We start from the raw sequence: 20,174 nt of genomic DNA, 5'->3' as shown, positions 1-20,174 counted from the left end.
GATCGCGGCGCATCGCAATCAGCGGGTGATCGTCATCCGGCGTCATCGACGGTCTGCAGGCGCGGCGTCACCGCATCATATTTCGCAACCACCCGGCACGGCTTTTCTGCGCCCTGGCATGCGCGATACAGGCGCTGCTCCAGCATTCGGTCGCCGCTGGCGCTGATCCAGCGGCTTTCACCCTTGGCGTTGACATAATGCGCCAGCATCCCGTTCGCGGCAAACGAGCTGATGCTGCACGGCAATTTGGTATCGGCGCGGCAGCGGTCGAGAACTTCTTTGCGGACCGCGTCGGCGCCCTGCTTGCCGCTGACCAGCCAGCTTTTCGACTTGAACGCCGGCGGCGCATTATCCGGCCGCGCGACCATGACCCAGTGATGCCGTCGCACGGTGTAGTTCGGAAAGATATCTTTCGAATAGTCGGCATCCGGGTCGGCATCATAGTGGATGAAGGTGCCGGGAAAATGGAACGACTGATAACAGCCAAAGGAGTTGGCGTTGCAAAGCCGCAAGCCGACATTTTTAGCTTGCTGGCGGTTATAGTCGTTGTCGATCTCGGGAACAGCCTTTGTCCAGGGTATGCCCATCGCGTCATAGACGACAACGAGCGTACCCCAGCTGTCGGCTGAGCCCCCGAGGGTACAGCCCCCGCCCATGGCCGCGTTACAGGCGCTCAGCACATGCTGCTCGGCCGGCTTTTGCTTCCAATGCGCACGGGTGATCCAGACTGCCGAGGTATCGACATGCGTTGCGATCGCCATGAAGGCAGGGAAGGATGGCGGCGGCGGGGGGGCGCGGGGGGATTCCGGCTCGTCATATTGGCTGGAGCTCCACCCCGCGTAGGACTCCGCCGCCTGCCGGCCGTAATCCTGCATATTTTGATGATGCTGCTGGTTCATCTGGCAAATATTGGCCAGATCGGAGCAGGCCAGCGCGGGGCTCGACAGGCTGCCAAGCGCCGCGAAAACGCCGATGCCGAGGGCGCGCCTCACGGTGCTGTACCGAATCCAGCTTGCGACAATTCCGTGGCGCAGCACATGGGAAACAGCCATATCGAAACTCCGCTTCATTGTGGCGGCCATATGACCGGCCGCATCGGGGTGAACAAATATCGTGGTCATGCGGCTAGGTCCGGCCGCCGGCACTCATGCATTTTTCGAGTTCCTTGCGAGCGGTCAGGCCATCGTTCCATTCGAACGTACCCAGATAGCCCGGCGTCTTGATGGTGAAGACCGCCTCGTCTTCCATTCCCGTCAGCAGATTTTCGATCGACGGAATCGTCAAAGCGAAGAAACCCATGTCCCCGCCGGGCAGTTTCTGGTTGCGCGCAGTCACCGTCTGCGGTGATCCGTCGCCTTGATCAAATGTGATCTCCACCGGCTTCATCGTTCTCGGCTTCGGGATCCCGTCGTCCAGGTACAGCACCAAGCCACCCTTTAAATCGGGTCCCGGCCCGACAATTAGAATGAACTGGGAGCGCTTTATATAAAAGGCGCTGCAATATTCCCCTGGATTTGAATCGGGAGGCGATGGAAAAAACTCCCATCCCCCTTTATTATACCGTTCGACGAAGGCAGCAAATTTCGGATCCTTCATTTTCTCTTCGAACTCTTTTTTGCTTTTCGTCTTGATGAACTCGGCCAAATTTCCGGCCGCGGAGATCCGCGAAGCCGCGCCATCGAAATAGGGCGGCGCCTCTTCGCCGTCGGCGCCGACCGGCTTCGGCGGCGGCGCAGCCATATCCTCCAGCGCCTTTTTCTGCGCGCACACATGGGGCAGGTCGGCACACGCCAGCGCGGGGCTCGACATGCCGCTAAGCGCCGCGAAAAGGCCGATACCAAACACGCGCCCAGCGACGCCATATCGTTTCCAACTTGCGACGATTCCGTCGCAAAGCGTTGGGGAAAGAGCCATATCACGGCGCCGCTTTATCGTGGCGGCCAGACGATCCGGCGCGTCGGCGTGAACAAACAAATCGGTCATCGGACTAAATCTTGCCCCCGGCGCTCAAACATTGTTCCATATCCTTGCGCGCGGTCAGGCCGTCATGCCATTCGAACCTCGCGCTGCCATAGCCCTCCTGTTCGATGGTGAAGACCGCCTCATCTTCCATCCCCGTCAGCAGATCCTCGACCGACGGAACTGCAAACGCGAAGGAGCCTAGGGCAAAGCCGGGCATTTTCTGGTTGAACACCTGGACGGTCTGCGGCGACCCGTCGCCCTGATCCAATGTGACCCTGACCTTCTTCATCGTCCCCGGCGTCGGAATGCCGTCTTTCCAGAAGATCAGCATGGCGCCCTTGTAATCGCCGCCGGGCCCGGAAATCAAAATGACCCAATTGCCCTTCATGTAAAAGGCACCGCAATATTCCCCCGGTTTTGCACCGGCTTGCGTGGGGAGCATCTCCCACCCGCCCTTGTCGAACCGTTCGACGAAGGCCGCAAATTTGGGGTCTTTCATCTTCTCCTCGTATTTCTTGCCTTTCGTCCTGATAAGCTCGGCAAGGCTGCCGACTTCCGAAAGGCGCGAAGCGACGGGATCGAAATAGGGCGATGCCGGCTCGCCATCGACGCCGGTCGATTTCGGCGGCGGCCCCGCCATATCCTCCAGCGCCTGCTGCTGGGCACAGATGTTGGGCAAGTCGGTGCACGCCTGCGCGGGCGCAGTAAGCTGGAGCGCCAAAACGGTCGCCACGCCAAGCAGCGCAGGTCGAAAACAATATTTCATGGTCACTCCGAAATCATCCCAGCCGCGATCCATTTATCGTCCGTTGCCGAGCCGCGAACGAAACTTCGCCAGCCATAGCTCTAATGGCCTCCGGATCGCGGGTCATCGGTTCACATGACCCGGGTCAATAGCGCCGGGCACAGCAAAATAATGTGAAAAGCCAGTGCGATATGATGTCCGGTTGCAGTCCATGCGACCGACCGTAGCCGCTCGTGTGGCAGCCACTGTGACGAAAATCACAACTAGTACGCCGCCGCGGACGGCGACGGGTCAGGCGAGTTCGAACATCGCTGCAAGACCGGTCGACGCGGCCGGCTCGAACCGCGACCAGCCATCGGGGCCAAGGCGCTCGATCGGGCGGAAGCGTGCCTTGTACGCCATGCGCGCCGACCCTTCGATCCAGTAACCCAGATAGACATAGGGCAGCCCGGCGCGCGCGGCGCGCTGGACATGATCGGCGATGATATAGGTGCCCAGCCCCTCGCGCAGCGGATGCGCGGCGTCGAAGAAGCTGTAGATCATCGACAGTCCGTCGCCTTGGCGGTCGGTCAGGCAACAGCCGATCAGCCGGCCCTTGCTGCCGTCGGTCGTCGGCTCGCGATATTCGATCATATAGCTGTCGACCGGGGTCTGTTCGACCATGTCGGCGAAATCCTGCTCATCCATGTCGGCCATGCCGCCATTGGGGTGGCGCGAGCCGAGATAGGCGCGCAGCAGTGCATATTGTTCCTCGGTGGCCCACGGCTTGCACGCGGTGGCGACCAGGTCGCCGTTGCGGCGCAGGTTGCGCTTCTGCGAGCTGCTGGGGGTGAATTCGCTGGCGCACACGCGCACCGACACGCACGCCGAACAATCGGCGCAGCTCGGGCGATAGGCGACCGACTGGCTGCGGCGGAACCCGATGCGGCCGAGCGCATCGTTCAGCTCGTTCGCCGTATTGCCGCTAAGCTCGGTGAACACCTTGCGCTCGGTCTTCCCCGCCAGATAGGGGCACGGCGCCGGGCTGGTGACGAAAAAGCGCGGAAAACGGAACGGTGCGGACACGCGGCTTGAACCTCCAGATATGCGATGCGGAGCCCCCCCGACGCGGGTCCGACGCGCACTATCCACCAACTATGCCGCGCGGCGTCAATGGTGCAAAGCCCGTTTACCATTTTGGAACGTCCCGATCTGAATCAGGTCAAAAATTATCTGAATCGCGCGGTAAGGATTGTGCCGATTTGAATCAAAGATACATCGTCGCCCCCGCGCAGGCGGGGGCCGCTGGAGGTTTACGAAGCGACGAAGGGGCAATGACGAAAGCGGCCCCCGCCTTCGCGGGGGCGACGGCTTATTATTGATGATCGCGGTTTCGCATTTCGCTCAGCTATAGCCGCGCAGTTCGTCGCCGGTCAGCGTCGCGACGTGCAGCACGTTGGTCGATCCCGGGGTGCCGAACGGTACCCCAGCCATCATCACCAGCTTGGCGCCGGCCTTGCCGATGCCGTGGCGCAGCGCCATGCGCTTGCCCTTGGCGATCATCTCTTCAAAACTGCCGATGTCCTTGGTCGGCACCGCGTGCGCGCCCCACAGCAGCCCGAGCCGCCGCGCCGCTTCCCTTTTCGGGGTCAGCACCAGCAACGGCGCGTTCGGCCGCTCGCGCGCGACGCGGCGCGCGGTCGATCCCGACGCGGTGAAACAGATGATCGCATCGGCGGCGATCGTGCCGATGATCCCGCCCGCGGCCTCGGCCAGCGCGTCGGCGGTCGTCGCGTCGGGCTGCGTCTCGGTGAAATGCAGGCGGCGGAAATAATCGGGGTCGCTTTCGACCGAGCGCGCGATGCTGTCCATCATCGTCACCGCCTCGATCGGCCAAGCGCCCGCAGCGGTTTCAGCCGACAGCATGATCGCATCGGCGCCGTCGTAGATCGCGGTCGCAACGTCGGACACCTCGGCGCGCGTCGGCGAGGGCGAAACGATCATCGATTCGAGCATCTGGGTGGCGACAACCACCGGCTTGCCCATGCGCCGCGCGGTGGCGACGATGCGCTTCTGCAGCGGCGGCACCGCTTCGGGCGGCAATTCGACCCCCAGGTCGCCGCGCGCGACCATCGCGGCGTCGGCGAGCTCGAGAATCTCCTCGATCCGCTGCACCCCCGACGGCTTTTCGAACTTCACCAGCAACGCCGCCTTGCCGCCGATCAGCGTCCGCGCCTCGGCGACGTCCTCGGGCCGCTGGACGAACGACAGCGCGATCCAGTCGACATGCTGTTCGAGCGCGAAGGTCAGATCCTTGCGATCCTTTTCGGTCAGCGCTGCGAGCGGCACGACGACGTCGGGGACATTGACCCCCTTGCGATCCGAAATCTTGCCGCCGACCTCGACCACCGTGTCAATCCGCGTCGGCGACACCGCCTGCACGCGCAGCACCAGCTTGCCGTCGTCGATCAACAGCCGGGTATCCGCCTCCAGCGCCGCGAACAATTCGGGATGCGGCAGGTGGACGCGCGTCGCGTCGCCCGGCGCCTTGTCGGTGTCGAGCGCAAAAGGCGCGCCCTTGACCAGCTCGACCGGGCCATCGGCGAACGTCCCGACGCGCAGTTTCGGCCCCTGCAAGTCGACCAGGATTGTCGTCGGACGCCCGGTTTCCTTTTCCAGCGCGCGGATCGCGGCGATCACCCTGGCATGACCCGCATGGTCGCCATGGCTCATATTGACGCGAAAGGCGTCGGCGCCGGCGCGGTGCAGCGCCGCGATCATTTCGGGATTGGCGCTTGCGGGGCCAAGGGTCGCCAGAATGCGGACCTTGCGCTGGCGTGGGGTAAAGCTCTGGGCCACAAATGCTCCGAATGACGTGGGGAAGTTAGGTCGGGGACGCTAGGGCAATGCCGCCTTGCCGCGGCGAAGGCAACCACCGTATAGCTATGCAATCATTCCCGAGGAGCAAGCATGTCCTGTAGCGACGACCAAATCAGAACCGCCGACGCGCTCGACAGCCTCGACGATGCGGTGGCGGCCGCCGCCTTCCGCCGCCTCGTGCGGCTGCTCCAGCATCGCAGCGACGCGGCAAACATCGACCTGATGGGGCTCGCCGGTTTTTGCCGCAACTGCCTGGGCGACTGGATCGCCGAGGCAGGCGGCATGGACAAGGAGATGGGCCGGACGATTGTCCACGGCATGCCGACCACCGACTGGAAGGCGCTGCATCATACCGCCGCCACCCCCGAACAGCTCGCGCGGATGGAGGCCAGCATGGCCAGGAACCCGCACGGCTGATCTTGCTCCGGTGCGGCTTTCGCGACATGAACGTGGCGCTTGCCGCACCGACGCGGCGATTGGGGAGAATAGGGCGATGCGCATGATCTTGACGGCCGCGATGCTGGGTACCGCCCTGATGGCCAGCGGCCCAATCGCCGCACAAACGTCCAGCGCAACCTATATCCACGCCGGCCGCCTGCTCGACCAGCCCGGACGCGAACCGCGCGGGCCGTCGACAATCATCGTCCGCGACGGCAAAATTGCCGAAGTGCGCGACGGCTTTGCCCCGCCCGAAGACGGCGCGAAGATCGTCGATCTGAGGACCGCCTTTGTCCTGCCCGGCCTGATCGACATGCACGTCCATATCTCGAGCGACGACAATCTGCTGCGCAGCCGCCTCGAATCATCCGGGCGCGACGTCGAGGATGTTTTCATCATCGCGCAGGGGAACGCGCGCCGCACGCTGGAAGCGGGCTTTACCACCGTGCGCGATCTGGGCGGCGATGGGCGGACCACAACCACGCTGCGCGACGCGATCAACAATGGCGTGATCGTCGGACCCACCGTCATTCCTGCCGGGACGATGATTTCGGTGACCGGCGGCCATGGCGGGGTCAATGGGCTGAACCGCACCCTGACCCACGCGGTTGCGGCGGAGCGCACCAATGTCTGTGACGGCCCTGACGGCTGCGCCAGCGCCGTGCGCGCCCAGATCTCGATCGGCGCCGAAGTCATCAAGTTCGCGGCGACCGGCGGGGTACGCTCGAACGTGGCCGGCGGGCTGGGCAAGCAGATGTCCGATGCTGAGATGAAATCGGTCGTCGACACGGCGCACAGCTTTGGCCGCAAGGTAACCGCGCATGCGCATGGCAAGGAGGGCATCGATGCGGCGCTGCGCGCCGGGGTCGATTCGATCGAACATGGCAGCTTCATCGACGATGAAACCGTCAAGCTGTTCAAGGCCGCCAATGCGGCGCTGGTACCGACCGCGGTCGCGCCGATCGCCGCGCTGGCGCAGGCACGCCGCGGCGATGCGCCCGCCCCGCAGCTCGCCAAGGCCGAAGAAGCCGCCGCCGCCCATGCCGCCAGTATGGCGCGTGCGATCAAGGGCAATGTCCGCATCCTTTTCGGTACGGACTCGGGCGTCGCGCCGCACGGCGACAATGCCAAAGAATTTGCGCTGATGGTCAAGGCCGGGATGACCCCGGCGCAGGCGATCAAGGCCGCGACCAGCGACAATGCCGCCGAACTCGACCGGCCGATCGGCGCGATCCTGCCCGGGCGCGACGCCGACATCATCGCCGTCGGCGGCGACCCGCTGACCGATGTCACGATGCTGGAGAAGGTCGATTTCGTGATGCGGCGCGGTGTGGTCCACAAACTGGACAGCAAGCGCCAGGCCTTTCCGCCCGAATGACCCGGCGCGGCCAAGAAAGCATGGCCAAAAATTCGCGAGGGCTTTAGGGACGCGGCAGCCGCGATTCTCGCGCCGCATCATCCCAATCACCGGAGCATAAAATGAGCGAAGCCACCGTATCCGACGAACAACTGCGCCTTTTCATCGAGCGCATCGAACGGATGGAAGAAGAGAAAAAAGGCGTCGCCGACGACATTCGCGATACCTATAACGAAGCGAAATCACAGGGTTACGACCCCAAGATCATGCGCCAGATCGTTCGCCTGCGCAAATTGCCGGTCAACGACCGCAAGGAAATGGAAGCGATCCTCGACGTTTACAAATCGGCGCTCGGTATCGACTGAGCCCCAACCTTCATCAGCCCAGGAGAGTGACGATGTTCAGCACCACCACCAATACCGTCGAAGGCCGTCCGGTTCGCGAATATCTGGGCATCGTCACCGGCGAGGTGATCGTCGGCGCCAACCTGTTCCGCGACCTGTTCGCGTCGATCACCGACATCGTCGGCGGCCGATCGGGCAAATATGAGGATGTCCTCGCCCGCGCCCGCCAGGAAGCGATCGCCGAGATGGAGGCCGAGGCGGCGCGCCTGGGCGGCAATGCGGTGGTCGGCGTCGACCTCGATTATGAAGTGCTCGGCCAGAACGGATCGATGCTGATGGTCAGCGCGTCGGGCACCGCGGTCGTTCTCTGACGCTGTTGTCTCTTTTGGGCCGCCGCTGTAGGGCGGCGGCACATTTCCCGTTTCGATGGAGGTAGGCCGTGGCCGGCCATAGTAAATTCAAGAACATCATGCACCGCAAGGGTGCGCAGGACAAAAAGCGCAGCACGCTGTTTTCCAAGCTCGCGCGCGAAGTCACCGTTGCGGCGAAGATGGGTCTGCCCGATCCCGACGCCAACGCGCGGCTGCGCGCCGCGGTCAACGCCGCCAAGGCGCAGTCGATGCCCAAGGACAATATCCAGCGCGCGATCGACAAGGCCGCGGGCGGCGAAGGCGATAATTACGAAGAAATCCGCTACGAAGGCTATGGCCCCGGCGGCGTGTCGCTGATCGTCGAGGCGCTGACCGACAACCGCAACCGCACTGCGACCAACGTGCGCACCGCATTCAGCAAGAACGGCGGCAACCTTGGCACCAGCGGCAGCGTCAGCCACGGCTTCGACCGGCTCGGCATGATCAGCTATGCCGCCAAGGCGGGCGACGCCGACACGGTGTTCGAAGCCGCGCTCGATGCGGGCGCCGACGATGTCGAATCGTCCGAAGACGGCCACGACATCTGGACCAGCGTCGACAGCCTGCACGAAGTGGCGAAAGCATTGGAAGCCAAGCTGGGCGAGGCCGAAGGTGTCAAGCTGGCGTGGCGCCCGACCTTGAAAAGCGAAGTCGCCGACGAAGCGATCGCGCAGTCGCTGTTCAAGCTGATCGACACGCTCGACGACGACGACGATGTGCAGACCGTATGGGGCAATTACGAGATCCCCGACGCGGTGATGGAGAAGCTGGGTTGATTTATCCCTCTCCCCCTGGGGGGATGCAGGGTTGAACTGCCCCCCGGGCAGTTCAAATTCGTGCCGGGGGCACGAACGACCCAGCATCGGTTGCGCAGACTTGCGGACTCTGCCCGCTAGTCGCAGCTGGGTGAGGGTACGCATCCGCCGCGATCCCTCACCAAGTCCGGCTAGCCAGACAAGCTGGCAAGCCTCCCTATCCTCTCCCCCAAGGGGAGAGGAAGCGGTATGATCATCCTCGGCCTCGACCCGTCGCTCAGCTGCACCGGCTGGGGCATTATCCGTGTCGAGGGCAGCCGGATCAGCCATGTTGCCAATGGCCAGATCAAGACCGATGCCAAGGCGCCCCTACCCGACCGCCTCGCGCATCTCGACACCGTGCTCGCGGCGGTGATCGCCGACCACACCCCAATCTGCGCCGCGGTCGAAGAAGTGTTCGTCAACGACAATCCGCAATCGACGCTGAAGCTCGCGCACGCCCGCGGCGTCGTGTTGCTCGGCTGCGCGCGCGCCGGACTGCCGGTGGGCGAATATGCGCCGCGGCTGGTCAAGAAGGCGATTGTCGGCACTGGCACCGCGGCGAAGGAACAGGTGCAGGCAATGCTACGCGTGCTGTTGCCGGGGGCGAAGGTCGTCGGGGCGGATGCGGCGGATGCGCTGGCCGTCGCGATCTGCCACGCGAACCATCGCCCGCGATGATCCCCCTCTCCCGTCGGGAGAGGATAAAGTTCGTGTCTTGTTCTCTTTTGTTGCGGCAACGATCAGTGCGCGCTAACCCGACAGCATGATCGCCAAACTCTCCGGACGACTGGACTCCAGCGGCGCGGGCCATGCCGTGATCGACGTCGGCGGCGTCGGTTATCTGGTCGAGGCATCGGCGCGCACCCTCGACGCGCTCGGCGCCATCGGCGGCGACGTTACCATCCACACCGAAATGCTGGTCGGCGAGGATTTCCTGCGCCTGCTCGGCTTTGCCAAGGCCGAGGAACGCGACTGGTTCCGCCTGCTCACCAGCGTCCAGGGCGTCGGCGCGAAGGTCGCGCTCGCGATCCTCTCGGCGCTCGAAATCACCGATCTGCAACGCGCCCTCGCGAGCGGCGACAGCGCGATGATCGCGCGCGCCAATGGCGTCGGCCCGAAACTGGCGCAGCGGATCACGCATGAGCTGAAGGATAAGGCCGGGGCGCTCGGCGGCATCGCAGGTTCGAGTCCTACCCGGGGAGCCACATCCGGCCCCCTCGGCGACGCCATCGCCGCGCTCACCGGCCTCGGCTTCAAACCCGGCGAAGCCAGCGCCGCGGTCGCCGCGGCGAGCGAGGAACTTGGCGTGGGCGCAAGCCTCGACGCGCTGGTCCGGCTGGCTCTGAAGAAGGCGGCAAAGTGACCGATCTTCCTGCCGCGGACGAGCCCGCTAAAGCCGCGGAGGACCGAGGCCATTTGCTGGGCGAGTATCCTAATTTCATTCGGAAAATCCTACAAACACTCGACGCAGTTACAGAGTCGATCGACGAAATGAAGGCGCACCCAGACCACCCTAACAACTGGAAGAATTGCGACTTTGCTTGCTTTGAACTACGAAAGATTTGCGAGTATCTGACACTAGTCATCGTGCTTGCGCACCATTGCGATGACGCGGAAGCAGTCAGCGATCTAAGCAAATGGCGTCCAAAAGATCTGTTAAATCAGGCTGGTAAGCTGAACGAACATCCAACCCCTATTCCAATTGGAAAGGATTTTGCCGCGGCAGAGGATGGCTCCAAGCAAATATTGCCTCTTTCGCGCCCCGCACGGGCCGCTGAAATTTCTGCGATCTATGGTCAATGCAGCGACGTTCTACATGCTGGTAGCCTCCAGCGAATTCTTGACAACAAATTGCCCGCCTACGATGTTGCAAAGCTCGAACGATGGAACGAAGCATTCAGGAAGCTACTTGAGCACCATGCCTTGCTTTTGCCGGGCATAAAAAGGGTTCTCATTTACTCAGATAACCAGTTTCTCGTTTTGGAATCCGATGGACTTGCTGTGCTTGACACTTCAAATTTGCCGGAGTTCGATCTTCTGTCATGACTGGCCACAGCAGCCCCACCCGCCATGCCTCGTGCCGCTGCGGCCAGCTCCGCATCGCCTGCTCGGGCGAGCCGATCCGCGTGTCGGTGTGCCACTGTCGCAATTGCAAGGCGCGGAGCGGCAGCGCCTTTGCAGCACAGGCGCGCTTCCCCGCCGAGAATATCCGCACAGAGGGCGAAGCGAAATTGTACCAGCATCCCGGCGGAAGCGGCACTATCGCAGACTTCTACTTCTGCGAAAACTGCGGCTCCACGCTCTGGTTCCTCAATCGCCCGGAGCTCGACAGCTATGCCGTGCCGATCGGCAATTTCGAACCGGGCCATGACTTCGAGTTGCAATTTTCAGTCTATGAGGATCGTCAGGAACCTTGGGTTTGTATCCTCGGCGAGGCAATAGAGCGTTATGACTGAGCCGGCCCTCACCACTCCCGTTCGTCTCCCCGAGGACGCCGACGCCGCGCTGCGTCCCAAGACGCTCGCCGAATTCGTCGGGCAGGCGGCGGCGCGCGAGAATTTGCGGATCTTCGTCGAGGCGGCGAAGGCGCGCGGCGATGCGCTCGACCATGTGCTTTTTTTTGGCCCGCCGGGCCTCGGCAAGACGACGTTGGCGCAGATCGTTGCGCGCGAGCTGGGCGTCGGGTTCCGTTCGACCAGCGGCCCGGTGATCGCGAAGGCGGGCGACCTTGCCGCGCTGCTCACCAATCTCGAGGATGGCGACGTGCTGTTCATCGACGAGATCCACCGGCTGTCGCCCGCGGTCGAGGAAATCCTCTATCCGGCGATGGAGGACCGCGCGCTCGACATCATGATCGGTGAAGGGCCGTCGGCGCGCAGCGTCCGCATCGACCTGCCCAAATTCACCCTCGTCGGCGCGACGACGCGGCAGGGGTTGCTGACGACGCCGCTGCGCGACCGCTTCGGGATTCCGGTGCGGCTCAATTTCTATACGCATGGCGAGCTGGAACAGGTCATCACCCGCGCCGCGCGCCTGCTGGCCCTGCCGATCGCGTCCGATGGCGCGCTGGAGATCGCCAAGCGCTCGCGCGGGACGCCGCGCATCGCCGGGCGGCTGCTGCGCCGGGTGCGCGATTTCGCGACCGTTGCGGGCCATGCCATTGTCGACGCCAAAGCCGCCGACGCCGCGCTCAACCGGCTGGAGGTCGATGCGCTCGGGCTCGACGCGATGGATCGGCGCTACCTGACGATGATCGCCGATATTTACCGCGGCGGCCCGGTCGGGGTCGAGACGATGGCGGCGGGCCTGTCCGAACCGCGCGACACGATCGAGGATGTGATCGAGCCCTATCTGCTGCAAGTCGGCCTGATCGCGCGCACCGCGCGCGGGCGGATGCTCAACGCGAGCGCGTGGAAACACCTCGGGCTCAATCCCCCCGCGGGATCGCAGGACGGATTGTTCGATAAATGATCGCGTCGCCCCCGCGAAGGCGGGGGCCGCTGTCGGTTTACGCCGCAACGGCGAAACAGGCCTATTGCGGCCCCCGCCTTCGCGGGGGCGACGGATAATATACCCACCAAACGGCCCCCATCTGCGACGAACCGTTGATCAGGGGTTTGCGACGAGTCGAAGGGCGGCTATCGATCAACCCCATGGTAAACGCCCCGCCCCCCTTCCTCCCCGGCGCCTTTGTCGGGGCGGCGCATCACTATCGGGCGCGTGTCTATTTCGAGGACACCGACCTGTCGGGCATCGTCTATCACGCCAATTATCTGCGCTATATGGAGCGCGCGCGGTCGGACATGCTGCGCATCGCCGGGATCGATCAGCGCGCCGCGATGGACGCAGGCGACGGCAGCTGGGCGGTCACCGACCTGGCGATCAAATACCGCCGCCCCGCAAGGCTCGACGACGACCTGCTCGTCGTCAGCACCGTCGAAGCGGTGCGCGGCGCCAGCGTGATCATCGTCCAGCGCATCCTTCGCGGGATTGACACGTTAACCGGCGAGACACTCACCGACGGGCGGGTCACCGCCGCTTTTCTGTCGCCCGCAGGTCGGCCGCGCCGCCAGCCCGCAGGCTGGGCCGACCGCTTTACCGCCATCATGAATGGAGAGAAAATCCCTTGCTAGACAATATTTCGCTGGCCGCCGACGCGGCGACTTTGTCCCCCGTCGCGCTGTTCCTCCAGGCCGATATCATCGTGAAGGCGGTGATGATCGGGCTGTTGCTGGCGTCGATCTACGTCTGGGCGGTGATCTTCACCCATGGCCGCAGCGTCGCCAAATTGATGCGGGCGTCCGAAAACTTCGAACGCGATTTCTGGCGCGCCGACAATATCGACAAATTTTTCGACAAGAACGGCAGCGAGGAATTGCCGAGCGCCAAGGTATTGGGCGCTGGGATCAGCGAATGGCGCCGTTCGACCAAGAGCAAGATCATCGACCGCGACGGCACGCGCGAGCGGCTGGGCATTGCGATGAACAGCGCGGTCGCGGGCGAGGTTGACCGGCTCGCCGAAAAAATTAGCACGCTGGCGACCATTGGTTCAGTTTCGCCCTTCGTCGGCCTGTTTGGTACGGTGTGGGGCATCATGCGCGCGTTCACCGAGATCGCTGCACAGAATAAGAGCAGCCTTGACGTCGTCGCACCGGGCATTGCCGAGGCGTTGTTCGCGACCGCGATCGGCCTGTTCGCCGCGATCCCCGCGGTCATCGCCTACAACGCCTTTTCGCAGCGCCTGAACCGCCTCGAATCGCGCCTCGGGCGCTTCGCCGACGGGCTGCACGCGACCTTCAGCCGCGAGCTTGAGGTCGAAGCCTGATGGGCATGACCGGCCCTTCCGGCGGCATCGGCGGACGGCGCGGTCGCGGCCATCGCCGCGCGCCGATCGCCGACATCAACGTCACCCCGCTGGTCGATGTCATGCTGGTGCTGCTGATCATCTTCATGATCACCGCGCCTTTGCTCGCCTCCGCTGTCCCCATCGACCTCCCCGAAAGCCGCGCCAAGCCGGTCGAGACCGAGGAGCAGGAACCGGTGCAGCTGTCGATCAACGCCGACGACACGCTGTATATCGGCGAAGAGGTGGTGCCCGAAGCCGAGCTTCCCGCCCGCCTCGACGCGATCGCGCGCGAGCGGCAGGGCGCGGACAAACCGCGCCAGATCATGCTGCGCGCCGACAAGGGGCTCGATTATGGCCGCGTGATGCGCGTGATGGGCGAGCTCAACCGCGCCGGGCTGACGCGCATTTCGCTGGTGACCACGGGCGCCGAGGGCGCCGCCGGCAGCGCGCCCGCCGCCGACGCCGCGGTCACCGACGGTTCAGAAACGGGGCAATAGGGTTCGATCATGGCCGCAACACGGGCAGAGAGGGGGAAGGAAGGACGCGGCATCGCCATCGCGGTGGCGGCGCATGTCGTCATCATCGGCCTCCTCTCGGTGCAGTGGACCGCGGGCGAACGGCGTTTCGACAACCCGCCGATGGAGGTCGACCTGATCGCCGAAACCGCGGTGCAGTCGACCGCCCCAGTGATCAGCGAAAACCCGCCCGCGGCGCGGCTGGGCGAAGAGGATATGACCGACATCGCCGCGCCCGAACCGATGCCCGCGCCGCCGCTGCCCGAACCGATCGTCCGCCCGACGCCTGCGCCGACCCCGAAGCAGGTCGCACGGCCCAAAGCGCAGCCCAAACAGACCCCGCCTGCCGCGGCCAAGGCGCAGCCCAAGGCCGCGCCCAAAGCCCCCCCGGCCAAGAACCGCCCCGCCCGCCCGACCGGGCGCCTCGACGGCATCGCCGAGGGACTGTCCAAATCGCAGCCCAAGACACCCGCCAGCAAGGGTGCGCCCGCCGCGGCGACCGCGGCCGAAGTCAAGCGCTCGATCGACGTCAGCATCAAGGCGGCGATCCGCCCACGGTGGGACAGTTGTCGCATTTCGGGGGTCGATGTCGACCAGCTCAAGACCGTCGTCAAATTCCGCCTCAACCAGTCGGGCGCGCTCGCTGGTTTTACCAGCGTGACGACTTCGGGCGAAAACGACAGCAACAAATTCCAGGTCCAGCGGCATCAGGAATGCGCCAAACGCGCCGTCGAACTCGCCGCACCTTTCGATCTGCCCGAGGAAAATTACAGCTTCTGGCAGAATTACACGCTCGATTTCATCAAGAGGTAAGCCCAATGTTCCTCCGCCCGATCGGCCTCTCGCTCGCCCTGCTTATGACCACCGCGCCGGTGGTCGCGCAGACCGCTCCCGTCCCGCCCACGATCGTCCCGACCGAACCGCGCGAAACGATCGAAGGGACGCTGTCGCAGGACCGTACCGTCATCGCGATCCCCGCGCTCGCGACCGCGTCGGTGCAAACCGTCGCAGGCCTGCGGACCGACAGTCTTGGCCGCCAGATCGCCGAAGTCATCGCCGCCGACCTGGAACGCAGCGGCCTCTACGATCCCTTCGGCCCCAGCGGCGTCCGCGCGATCACCCGCGCCGAGGTGCAGGCGCCGCGCTTTGCCGACTGGCAGGCGCGCAACGCCGAAAATGTCGTCCATGGTTTCGTCGATGCCGGATCGAACGGCAGCCTGATCGTCGGCTGCTATCTGTACGATACCGCGCTCGGCAGCGAGCTGGTGCGCAAGGGGTTTGAAATCCAGCCCGGCGACTGGCGCCGCGCCGCGCACAAATGCGCCGACGCCATCTATTCGCGCCTGTCGGGCGAGGCGCCCTTTTTCGACAGCCGCGTCGCCTATATTGCCGAGAGCGGTCCCAAGGGTAACCGGATCAAACGGCTCGCGATCATGGACAGCGACGGCGGCAACCACCGCTTCATCACCAACGGCCAGGCGCTGGCGATCAGCCCCCGCTTCTCGCCCGATTACAAAAAGATCGTCTATGTCAGCTATCTGAACGACCGCGTCCGCGTCTTCATCTATGACGTCGCCGCCGGGTCACAGAAGCTGGTGACCGAAAGCCGCAACACGACCTTCGCGCCGCGCTGGTCGCCCGACGGCACGCAGATCCTCTATTCGATGGCCGTAGGCGGCAACACCGACATCTATCGTATCTCGGCAAACGGCGGCACCCCGGTGCGGCTGACCAGCACCCCCGGCATCGATGTCGGCGGCAGCTTCTCACCCGACGGGCGCAAGATCGTCTTCGAAAGCGACCGGTCGGGCAGCCAGCAAATCTATACGATGAACATCGACGGGTCGAACCAGCAACGGATCAGCTTTGGCGGCGGGCGCGCCGCGACCCCCGAATGGTCGCCGCGCGGTGACCTGATCGCTTTCACCCGGATGGGCGGCGGCGAGTTCCGCATCGGGGTGATGACCCCGTCGGGCGGCGGCGCGCGGATGCTGACCAACAGCTGGCAGGACGAGGCGCCGACCTGGTCGCCGAACGGCCGCGTCATCCAGTTTTTCCGCACAACCCCGGGGCGCGAGGGCAAGTCGAGCCTGTGGCAGGTCGACCTGACCGGCGTCAATCTGCGCCGCCTGCCGACCCCGCAGGATGGATCGGACCCCAGCTGGGGCCCGGTGCTGCCGTGACGAAAGCGGAACCAAAAAGCGATATTCGGGTTCCCCTATCATGTTTTCACGCGGCGAAATGGCGCGCGCGCAAGAATTTCCGAGCAACAACAAGAGGACAGACAAGATGACGATACGCAAAAGCACCGCGATGATCGCGGCGATCACCATGCTTGCTGTGGGCGCCTGCGCGAAAAAGGCTCCTGAAACGCTTCCCCCCGTTCCCGAAGGCACCGGCACCGATACCGGCGCGGGCACCGGCACCGGCGTCGTCCCGGGATCGCAGGAGGATTTCCTCGCCAGCGTTGGCCTCGAAGGCGACCGGATCTTTTTCGACTTCGACCAGTATAATGTCGACAGCGCCGACATGGCGACGCTGCAAAGCCAGTCGCAATGGCTGCAACGCAACCCCGCCGTGCGCGTCACGCTGGAAGGCCATGCCGACGAACGCGGCACCCGCGACTATAATATCGCGCTGGGCGAACGCCGCGCCAATGCCGCGAAAAACTATCTCGCCTCGCTCGGTATCGATCCGTCGCGGATCAACGTCATCAGCTATGGCAAGGAACGCCCCGCCGAACTCGGGTCGACCGAAGAAGCCTATGCCAAGAACCGCCGCGCGGTGACGGTCGTCATCGGGCAATAAGCGGCCACAGCGGCACCGCGGCGAAAGCGGCGGTGCAGGCAAAGACACCGAAGGGGACCGGCCGCTGACCGAGCGGCTGGTCCCTTTTTCGTTGGAGCAGCAGCGCCCAGACGATGCCGCCCAGGCTGGCGAGCAACAGCATCAGCGGCAGCGCCTGCCAGCCGAGCCAGCAACCGATCGCCGCAACCAGCTTGGGATCGCCGCCGCCCATGCCGTCACCGCCGCGCGCGCGCCGATAGGCCCAGGCGATCAGGGCGAGCGCCCCGCCGCCGGCGAGCGCACCGATCCAGCGGTCGAGCAGCGGCGTTCCGAGCAGCGGCCCGGCGAACAACAATCCAACCGCTGCGAGTATCGCGCTCAGCCGGTCGGGAAGCCAGAAATGCCGCGCATCGAGCAACGCGAGCGGCAGCAACAGCCAGCCGAACAAGGCCCACAGCCAGCCCGTCGTTCCGGGCAGCAACGCCAGCGCAATGCCGCCGATCAGCGCGGCGCCGAGTTCGACATGGCTGTGGAAGCGGTCAATGGGCGCGCCGCAACGGCGACAGCGCCCCCGCAGCCACAGGGCCGATACCAGCGGGACGAGGTCTAGCGGTCGCAGCGGCTGCCGACAGCCGTCGCATTGCGAGCGCCCGAATACGGACCGTTCGGCGGGCCAGCGCAACACCAAAGTGGCGATAAAGCTGCCAAGGACCAGTCCGATCAGCGCGGCAAAAGCGACGCCCATGCCAAAGGGCAAGGCATCGAGGATGGCCACGTCAGAAGCGGCCCGTGGTCGCCAGCACAAAGCCGCCTGCACCAGCGCGAAACCCCAGCGCTGCCAGCGCCGCCGCCATCGCCGGATCGCGGTCGACATTGATCGCGAATTGGGCACGGTAAGCGCCGCTGCCGTCGAATGACAGGGTCAGCCGCTCCATCCCCGACTGGCTGGCCAGCACGGCCTGCGCGCGCCCGTTCGTGCACCGCAGCGGCCCCGACAGCCCGCGCGACAGGTCGAGCCCGGCGATCGGCGCGGTCACCGCCAGCTGGATGCGCCCGCTGGCGCCGGTGCATTTCCCGGCCGCATCGAACCGCAGCGTGGCGCCTTCAAAACGGATCGTATCGACCGGGATCATGCCCAGCCCGCCCGACATCGACGTCGTGCCGTTGACGTCGGAAACGCCGCGCGGGTTGCTGCCGTGGAGCCGCCCGGCGAGCGCGCCCAGCCGCTGGTCGGTGCGCGAAAAAGCGAGTTCGGTATCGCCGCCGAGCAGCGCCAGCGGCGACAGGTTGGCGCGCACCGTGCCGAGCGGCAGTGCGCCGAGCCGTGCCTCGACCAGTTCGCCCGACCATATCGGCCCGCGCACCTCGCGCGCCGTCACCCCGGCGTCGGTCGCCCCCGACCAGGCCAGCGCCAGCCGCATCGGAAAGGTCACGATGATCAGGACCAGCGCCAGCACCAGCGCCGCAATCCCCCAACGCCTGCGCGCACTCATTGGCCGCCCTTTCGCAGTTCGGCGGTCAACCCGACGGTGCCGTCGGCGGCGGGGGTGATCGTCAGCTGATCGATGACAAAGCCCTGCCCCTCGAGCGACGCCAGCCAGTCGGTGAGCACCGGCGCGCGCGCAGTGGCGATCGCAATGGTCGCCTGCCCTTGCCCACGTGCTTCATTGCGGTCGAGCGTCAGCCCAATTTCGCCCGCCGATTGCGCCAGATATTGGTCGATCGCTACCGCATCGACCGTTGTCGCGAGTGATTTCGCCGGGCGCTGCGTCAGCAATTGCACCTTTGCCGCCACCCGGCCCTCGCGCTCGATGGCGGCGCGGTGGCGGCTCTCCAGATCGACGATCGCGGCATAGGCCGGGCGCCCGAGACCCCACAGGATGACCGCGAGCGCCAGCACGCCCGCGATCCCGACCAGCCAGCGTTCGCGCTGCGACAGCCCCAGCCACCAGTTTTTCAAACGCTCGGTCATGGCACCGCCCGGATCGTGATATTCGCCATCTGCTGGCCGTCGCTGCCCGCCATCGGCTGCGCGGTGACGCGGTAACCGCGCGCCTGGAGCGCGAGCAGCACCGCATTGAGATCTTCGACCCGCGGCGCCGTAAGCGTCGTCGTCAGCGTTCCGTCGGTGCGATGCGACAATGTCTTGAGCGCAACGCCCGGCGCATCGCGCATCGCATCATACAGCGCCGACGCGGGAACCGAAAACGCCAGCGGGCCGCCGCCAGCCGCCGCGAGCCGCCGATCGAGTTCGGCCTCTGCCGCGGTGGCGTCGGGCGCGGTGACGTCGGCCTTTTTCGCCATCGCGACGACGGCGTCGTCGGCGCGGCCGCTGTCGGACGACAGGCGCAGCGCGTGGATGATCGGGATCAACAGGCTGACGACGAGCAGCGCGATCGCCAGCCGCTTGATCAGCCGCAACAGCGCCGGGTCGAGCGACCAGCTGCGCTTCGGCTTCCAGGCGCCGCTGAGCAGGTCGAGCGGCGGCGCGGCGAGCGTCAGCAGCAACGCCTCGCGCATCCGTTCGGCATCGAGCGGGGCGATCGCATGGCCGCCCGCGATCAGCGGGTCGAGTTCGGGATCGGAAGCGTAAGCGTGATCGACCGCCCGCACGATCTGTTCGCCGCCCACCTCGGCCGACCACAGGCTGTCGGGCTCGGGCGGCGGCACCGCCGCGGCGGCCGGGATGATCGCCACCGGCGACAGGTCGCGCGCCTTCAGCCAGTCGGTCCATCCGGTCATCGCCGCGTGCGTCGTGACCGCGACCGGAACCGCCTGCCCCGTTTCGGCGGGCTGGCCCGCGACGATATGCAGGAGGGCGCCGTCGCCCAGGCTGTCCTTCAACGTGTCGAGCCGCGCCGCCGATGCCGCCTGCGCAGGCGCCGCGTCGGGATAATGCCGCCAGCGCAGCGGCACGTCGGCAGCGGGGGCGAGGGCAATCAGGCGATCGTCGGCGCCGTCATCCTGCGGCTTTTCCCACGCATCGACCCAGCCGTCGTCCTGCCCCGAATCGACGATCACGCCGTCATCGACGCGCAGCCACGCCGGATCGGGGGCATCGGCATCGCCCAGCGTCGCCACCGGGGGCAACCACAAAACCAAAGTGCGGCTCAT

25 protein-coding genes are annotated in these 20,174 nt (G+C 65.2%); 16 read left to right on the top strand and 9 right to left on the bottom strand.

Going from position 1 to position 20,174, the window contains the following annotated elements:
• Window positions 1-32 precede the first annotated feature (32 nt).
• The 5 genes from ACTIFP_RS08615 to pyk all read right to left on the bottom strand — a co-directional run bounded on the left by ACTIFP_RS08615 (window position 33) and on the right by pyk (window position 5,545).
• The gene (locus ACTIFP_RS08615) at window positions 33-1,121 is read right to left on the bottom strand and encodes a hypothetical protein (RefSeq protein ID WP_439568303.1); all 1,089 of its coding nucleotides are present in this window, start codon (window positions 1,119-1,121) and stop codon (window positions 33-35) included.
• A 4-nt stretch (window positions 1,122-1,125) separates the two neighbouring features.
• Window positions 1,126-1,983, bottom strand: a complete 858-nt coding sequence (locus ACTIFP_RS08610; protein WP_439568302.1) for a hypothetical protein — start codon at window positions 1,981-1,983, stop codon at window positions 1,126-1,128.
• Between the two features lie 4 nt (window positions 1,984-1,987).
• A complete protein-coding gene (locus ACTIFP_RS08605) occupies window positions 1,988-2,695 on the bottom strand; it encodes a hypothetical protein (RefSeq protein WP_439568301.1) in 708 nt (235 codons plus the stop codon).
• A 303-nt stretch (window positions 2,696-2,998) separates the two neighbouring features.
• Entirely contained in the window at window positions 2,999-3,772 is a 774-nt protein-coding gene (locus ACTIFP_RS08600) for an arginyltransferase (protein ID WP_439568300.1), read from the bottom strand.
• A gap of 318 nt (window positions 3,773-4,090) precedes the next feature.
• On the bottom strand, window positions 4,091-5,545 hold the full coding sequence (pyk, locus tag ACTIFP_RS08595; protein ID WP_439568299.1) for a pyruvate kinase: 1,455 nt from the start codon (window positions 5,543-5,545) through the stop codon (window positions 4,091-4,093).
• A 111-nt stretch (window positions 5,546-5,656) separates the two neighbouring features.
• Between pyk and ACTIFP_RS08590 the strand changes: the two genes are divergently transcribed.
• The 16 genes from ACTIFP_RS08590 to pal all read left to right on the top strand — a co-directional run bounded on the left by ACTIFP_RS08590 (window position 5,657) and on the right by pal (window position 17,081).
• Window positions 5,657-5,983, top strand: a complete 327-nt coding sequence (locus ACTIFP_RS08590) for a DUF1244 domain-containing protein (protein ID WP_439568298.1) — start codon at window positions 5,657-5,659, stop codon at window positions 5,981-5,983.
• Window positions 5,984-6,059: 76 nt separating this feature from the next.
• On the top strand, window positions 6,060-7,382 hold the full coding sequence (locus ACTIFP_RS08585; protein WP_439568297.1) for an amidohydrolase family protein: 1,323 nt from the start codon (window positions 6,060-6,062) through the stop codon (window positions 7,380-7,382).
• Between the two features lie 101 nt (window positions 7,383-7,483).
• A complete protein-coding gene (locus tag ACTIFP_RS08580) occupies window positions 7,484-7,726 on the top strand; it encodes a DUF2312 domain-containing protein (RefSeq protein WP_088441254.1) in 243 nt (80 codons plus the stop codon).
• Between the two features lie 32 nt (window positions 7,727-7,758).
• On the top strand, window positions 7,759-8,076 hold the full coding sequence (locus tag ACTIFP_RS08575; protein ID WP_439568296.1) for a heavy metal-binding domain-containing protein: 318 nt from the start codon (window positions 7,759-7,761) through the stop codon (window positions 8,074-8,076).
• A 68-nt stretch (window positions 8,077-8,144) separates the two neighbouring features.
• Window positions 8,145-8,891: a YebC/PmpR family DNA-binding transcriptional regulator gene (locus ACTIFP_RS08570; RefSeq protein ID WP_439568295.1), complete on the top strand. Its 747-nt coding sequence runs from the start codon at window positions 8,145-8,147 to the stop codon at window positions 8,889-8,891.
• 228 nt (window positions 8,892-9,119) lie between these two features.
• On the top strand, window positions 9,120-9,590 hold the full coding sequence (ruvC, locus tag ACTIFP_RS08565; protein ID WP_439568294.1) for a crossover junction endodeoxyribonuclease RuvC: 471 nt from the start codon (window positions 9,120-9,122) through the stop codon (window positions 9,588-9,590).
• Window positions 9,591-9,675: 85 nt separating this feature from the next.
• Entirely contained in the window at window positions 9,676-10,275 is a 600-nt protein-coding gene (gene ruvA / locus ACTIFP_RS08560; RefSeq protein ID WP_439568293.1) for a Holliday junction branch migration protein RuvA, read from the top strand.
• On the top strand, window positions 10,272-10,958 hold the full coding sequence (locus ACTIFP_RS08555; RefSeq protein WP_439568292.1) for a hypothetical protein: 687 nt from the start codon (window positions 10,272-10,274) through the stop codon (window positions 10,956-10,958). Before ruvA ends, ACTIFP_RS08555 begins: the two co-directional genes overlap by 4 nt.
• Entirely contained in the window at window positions 10,955-11,368 is a 414-nt protein-coding gene (locus ACTIFP_RS08550; RefSeq protein ID WP_439568291.1) for a GFA family protein, read from the top strand. Before ACTIFP_RS08555 ends, ACTIFP_RS08550 begins: the two co-directional genes overlap by 4 nt.
• On the top strand, window positions 11,361-12,383 hold the full coding sequence (gene ruvB / locus ACTIFP_RS08545; RefSeq protein ID WP_439568290.1) for a Holliday junction branch migration DNA helicase RuvB: 1,023 nt from the start codon (window positions 11,361-11,363) through the stop codon (window positions 12,381-12,383). Before ACTIFP_RS08550 ends, ruvB begins: the two co-directional genes overlap by 8 nt.
• A 182-nt stretch (window positions 12,384-12,565) precedes the next feature.
• Complete coding sequence (locus ACTIFP_RS08540) at window positions 12,566-13,045, top strand: YbgC/FadM family acyl-CoA thioesterase (protein WP_439568289.1); 480 nt, start codon at window positions 12,566-12,568, stop codon at window positions 13,043-13,045.
• Complete coding sequence (gene tolQ, locus ACTIFP_RS08535; protein WP_439568288.1) at window positions 13,039-13,737, top strand: protein TolQ; 699 nt, start codon at window positions 13,039-13,041, stop codon at window positions 13,735-13,737. The genes ACTIFP_RS08540 and tolQ overlap by 7 nt, the downstream gene beginning before the upstream one ends.
• Complete coding sequence (tolR, locus tag ACTIFP_RS08530; RefSeq protein WP_439568287.1) at window positions 13,737-14,255, top strand: protein TolR; 519 nt, start codon at window positions 13,737-13,739, stop codon at window positions 14,253-14,255. The genes tolQ and tolR overlap by 1 nt, the downstream gene beginning before the upstream one ends.
• Window positions 14,256-14,264: 9 nt before the next feature.
• Complete coding sequence (locus tag ACTIFP_RS08525; protein WP_439568286.1) at window positions 14,265-15,086, top strand: hypothetical protein; 822 nt, start codon at window positions 14,265-14,267, stop codon at window positions 15,084-15,086.
• 5 nt (window positions 15,087-15,091) lie between these two features.
• Entirely contained in the window at window positions 15,092-16,456 is a 1,365-nt protein-coding gene (gene tolB / locus ACTIFP_RS08520) for a Tol-Pal system beta propeller repeat protein TolB (protein ID WP_439568285.1), read from the top strand.
• A gap of 106 nt (window positions 16,457-16,562) precedes the next feature.
• A complete protein-coding gene (pal, locus tag ACTIFP_RS08515; protein ID WP_439568284.1) occupies window positions 16,563-17,081 on the top strand; it encodes a peptidoglycan-associated lipoprotein Pal in 519 nt (172 codons plus the stop codon).
• Here pal and ACTIFP_RS08510 read toward each other — a convergent pair.
• Genes ACTIFP_RS08510 through gspL form a run of 4 tightly spaced genes read right to left on the bottom strand, consistent with a single transcriptional unit; the run spans window position 17,068 to window position 20,174 of the window.
• Window positions 17,068-17,835 carry a prepilin peptidase gene (locus tag ACTIFP_RS08510; RefSeq protein WP_439568283.1) on the bottom strand — a complete coding sequence of 256 codons (768 nt, stop codon included), beginning with the start codon at window positions 17,833-17,835 and terminating at the stop codon, window positions 17,068-17,070. The genes pal and ACTIFP_RS08510 overlap by 14 nt on opposite strands.
• 1 nt (window position 17,836) lies before the next feature.
• A complete protein-coding gene (gene gspN, locus ACTIFP_RS08505) occupies window positions 17,837-18,553 on the bottom strand; it encodes a type II secretion system protein N (protein WP_439568282.1) in 717 nt (238 codons plus the stop codon).
• On the bottom strand, window positions 18,550-19,032 hold the full coding sequence (gene gspM / locus ACTIFP_RS08500; RefSeq protein WP_439568281.1) for a type II secretion system protein GspM: 483 nt from the start codon (window positions 19,030-19,032) through the stop codon (window positions 18,550-18,552). The genes gspN and gspM overlap by 4 nt, the downstream gene beginning before the upstream one ends.
• Entirely contained in the window at window positions 19,029-20,174 is a 1,146-nt protein-coding gene (gene gspL, locus ACTIFP_RS08495; protein WP_439568280.1) for a type II secretion system protein GspL, read from the bottom strand. Before gspL ends, gspM begins: the two co-directional genes overlap by 4 nt.

The sequence above is a fragment of the Sphingopyxis sp. genome, from assembly GCF_051861155.1.
Taxonomy (GTDB): Bacteria; Pseudomonadota; Alphaproteobacteria; order Sphingomonadales; family Sphingomonadaceae; genus Sphingopyxis.
The sequence above is the reverse complement of the archived record's forward strand: the minus strand, read 5'-3'. Positions and strand labels throughout refer to the sequence as shown.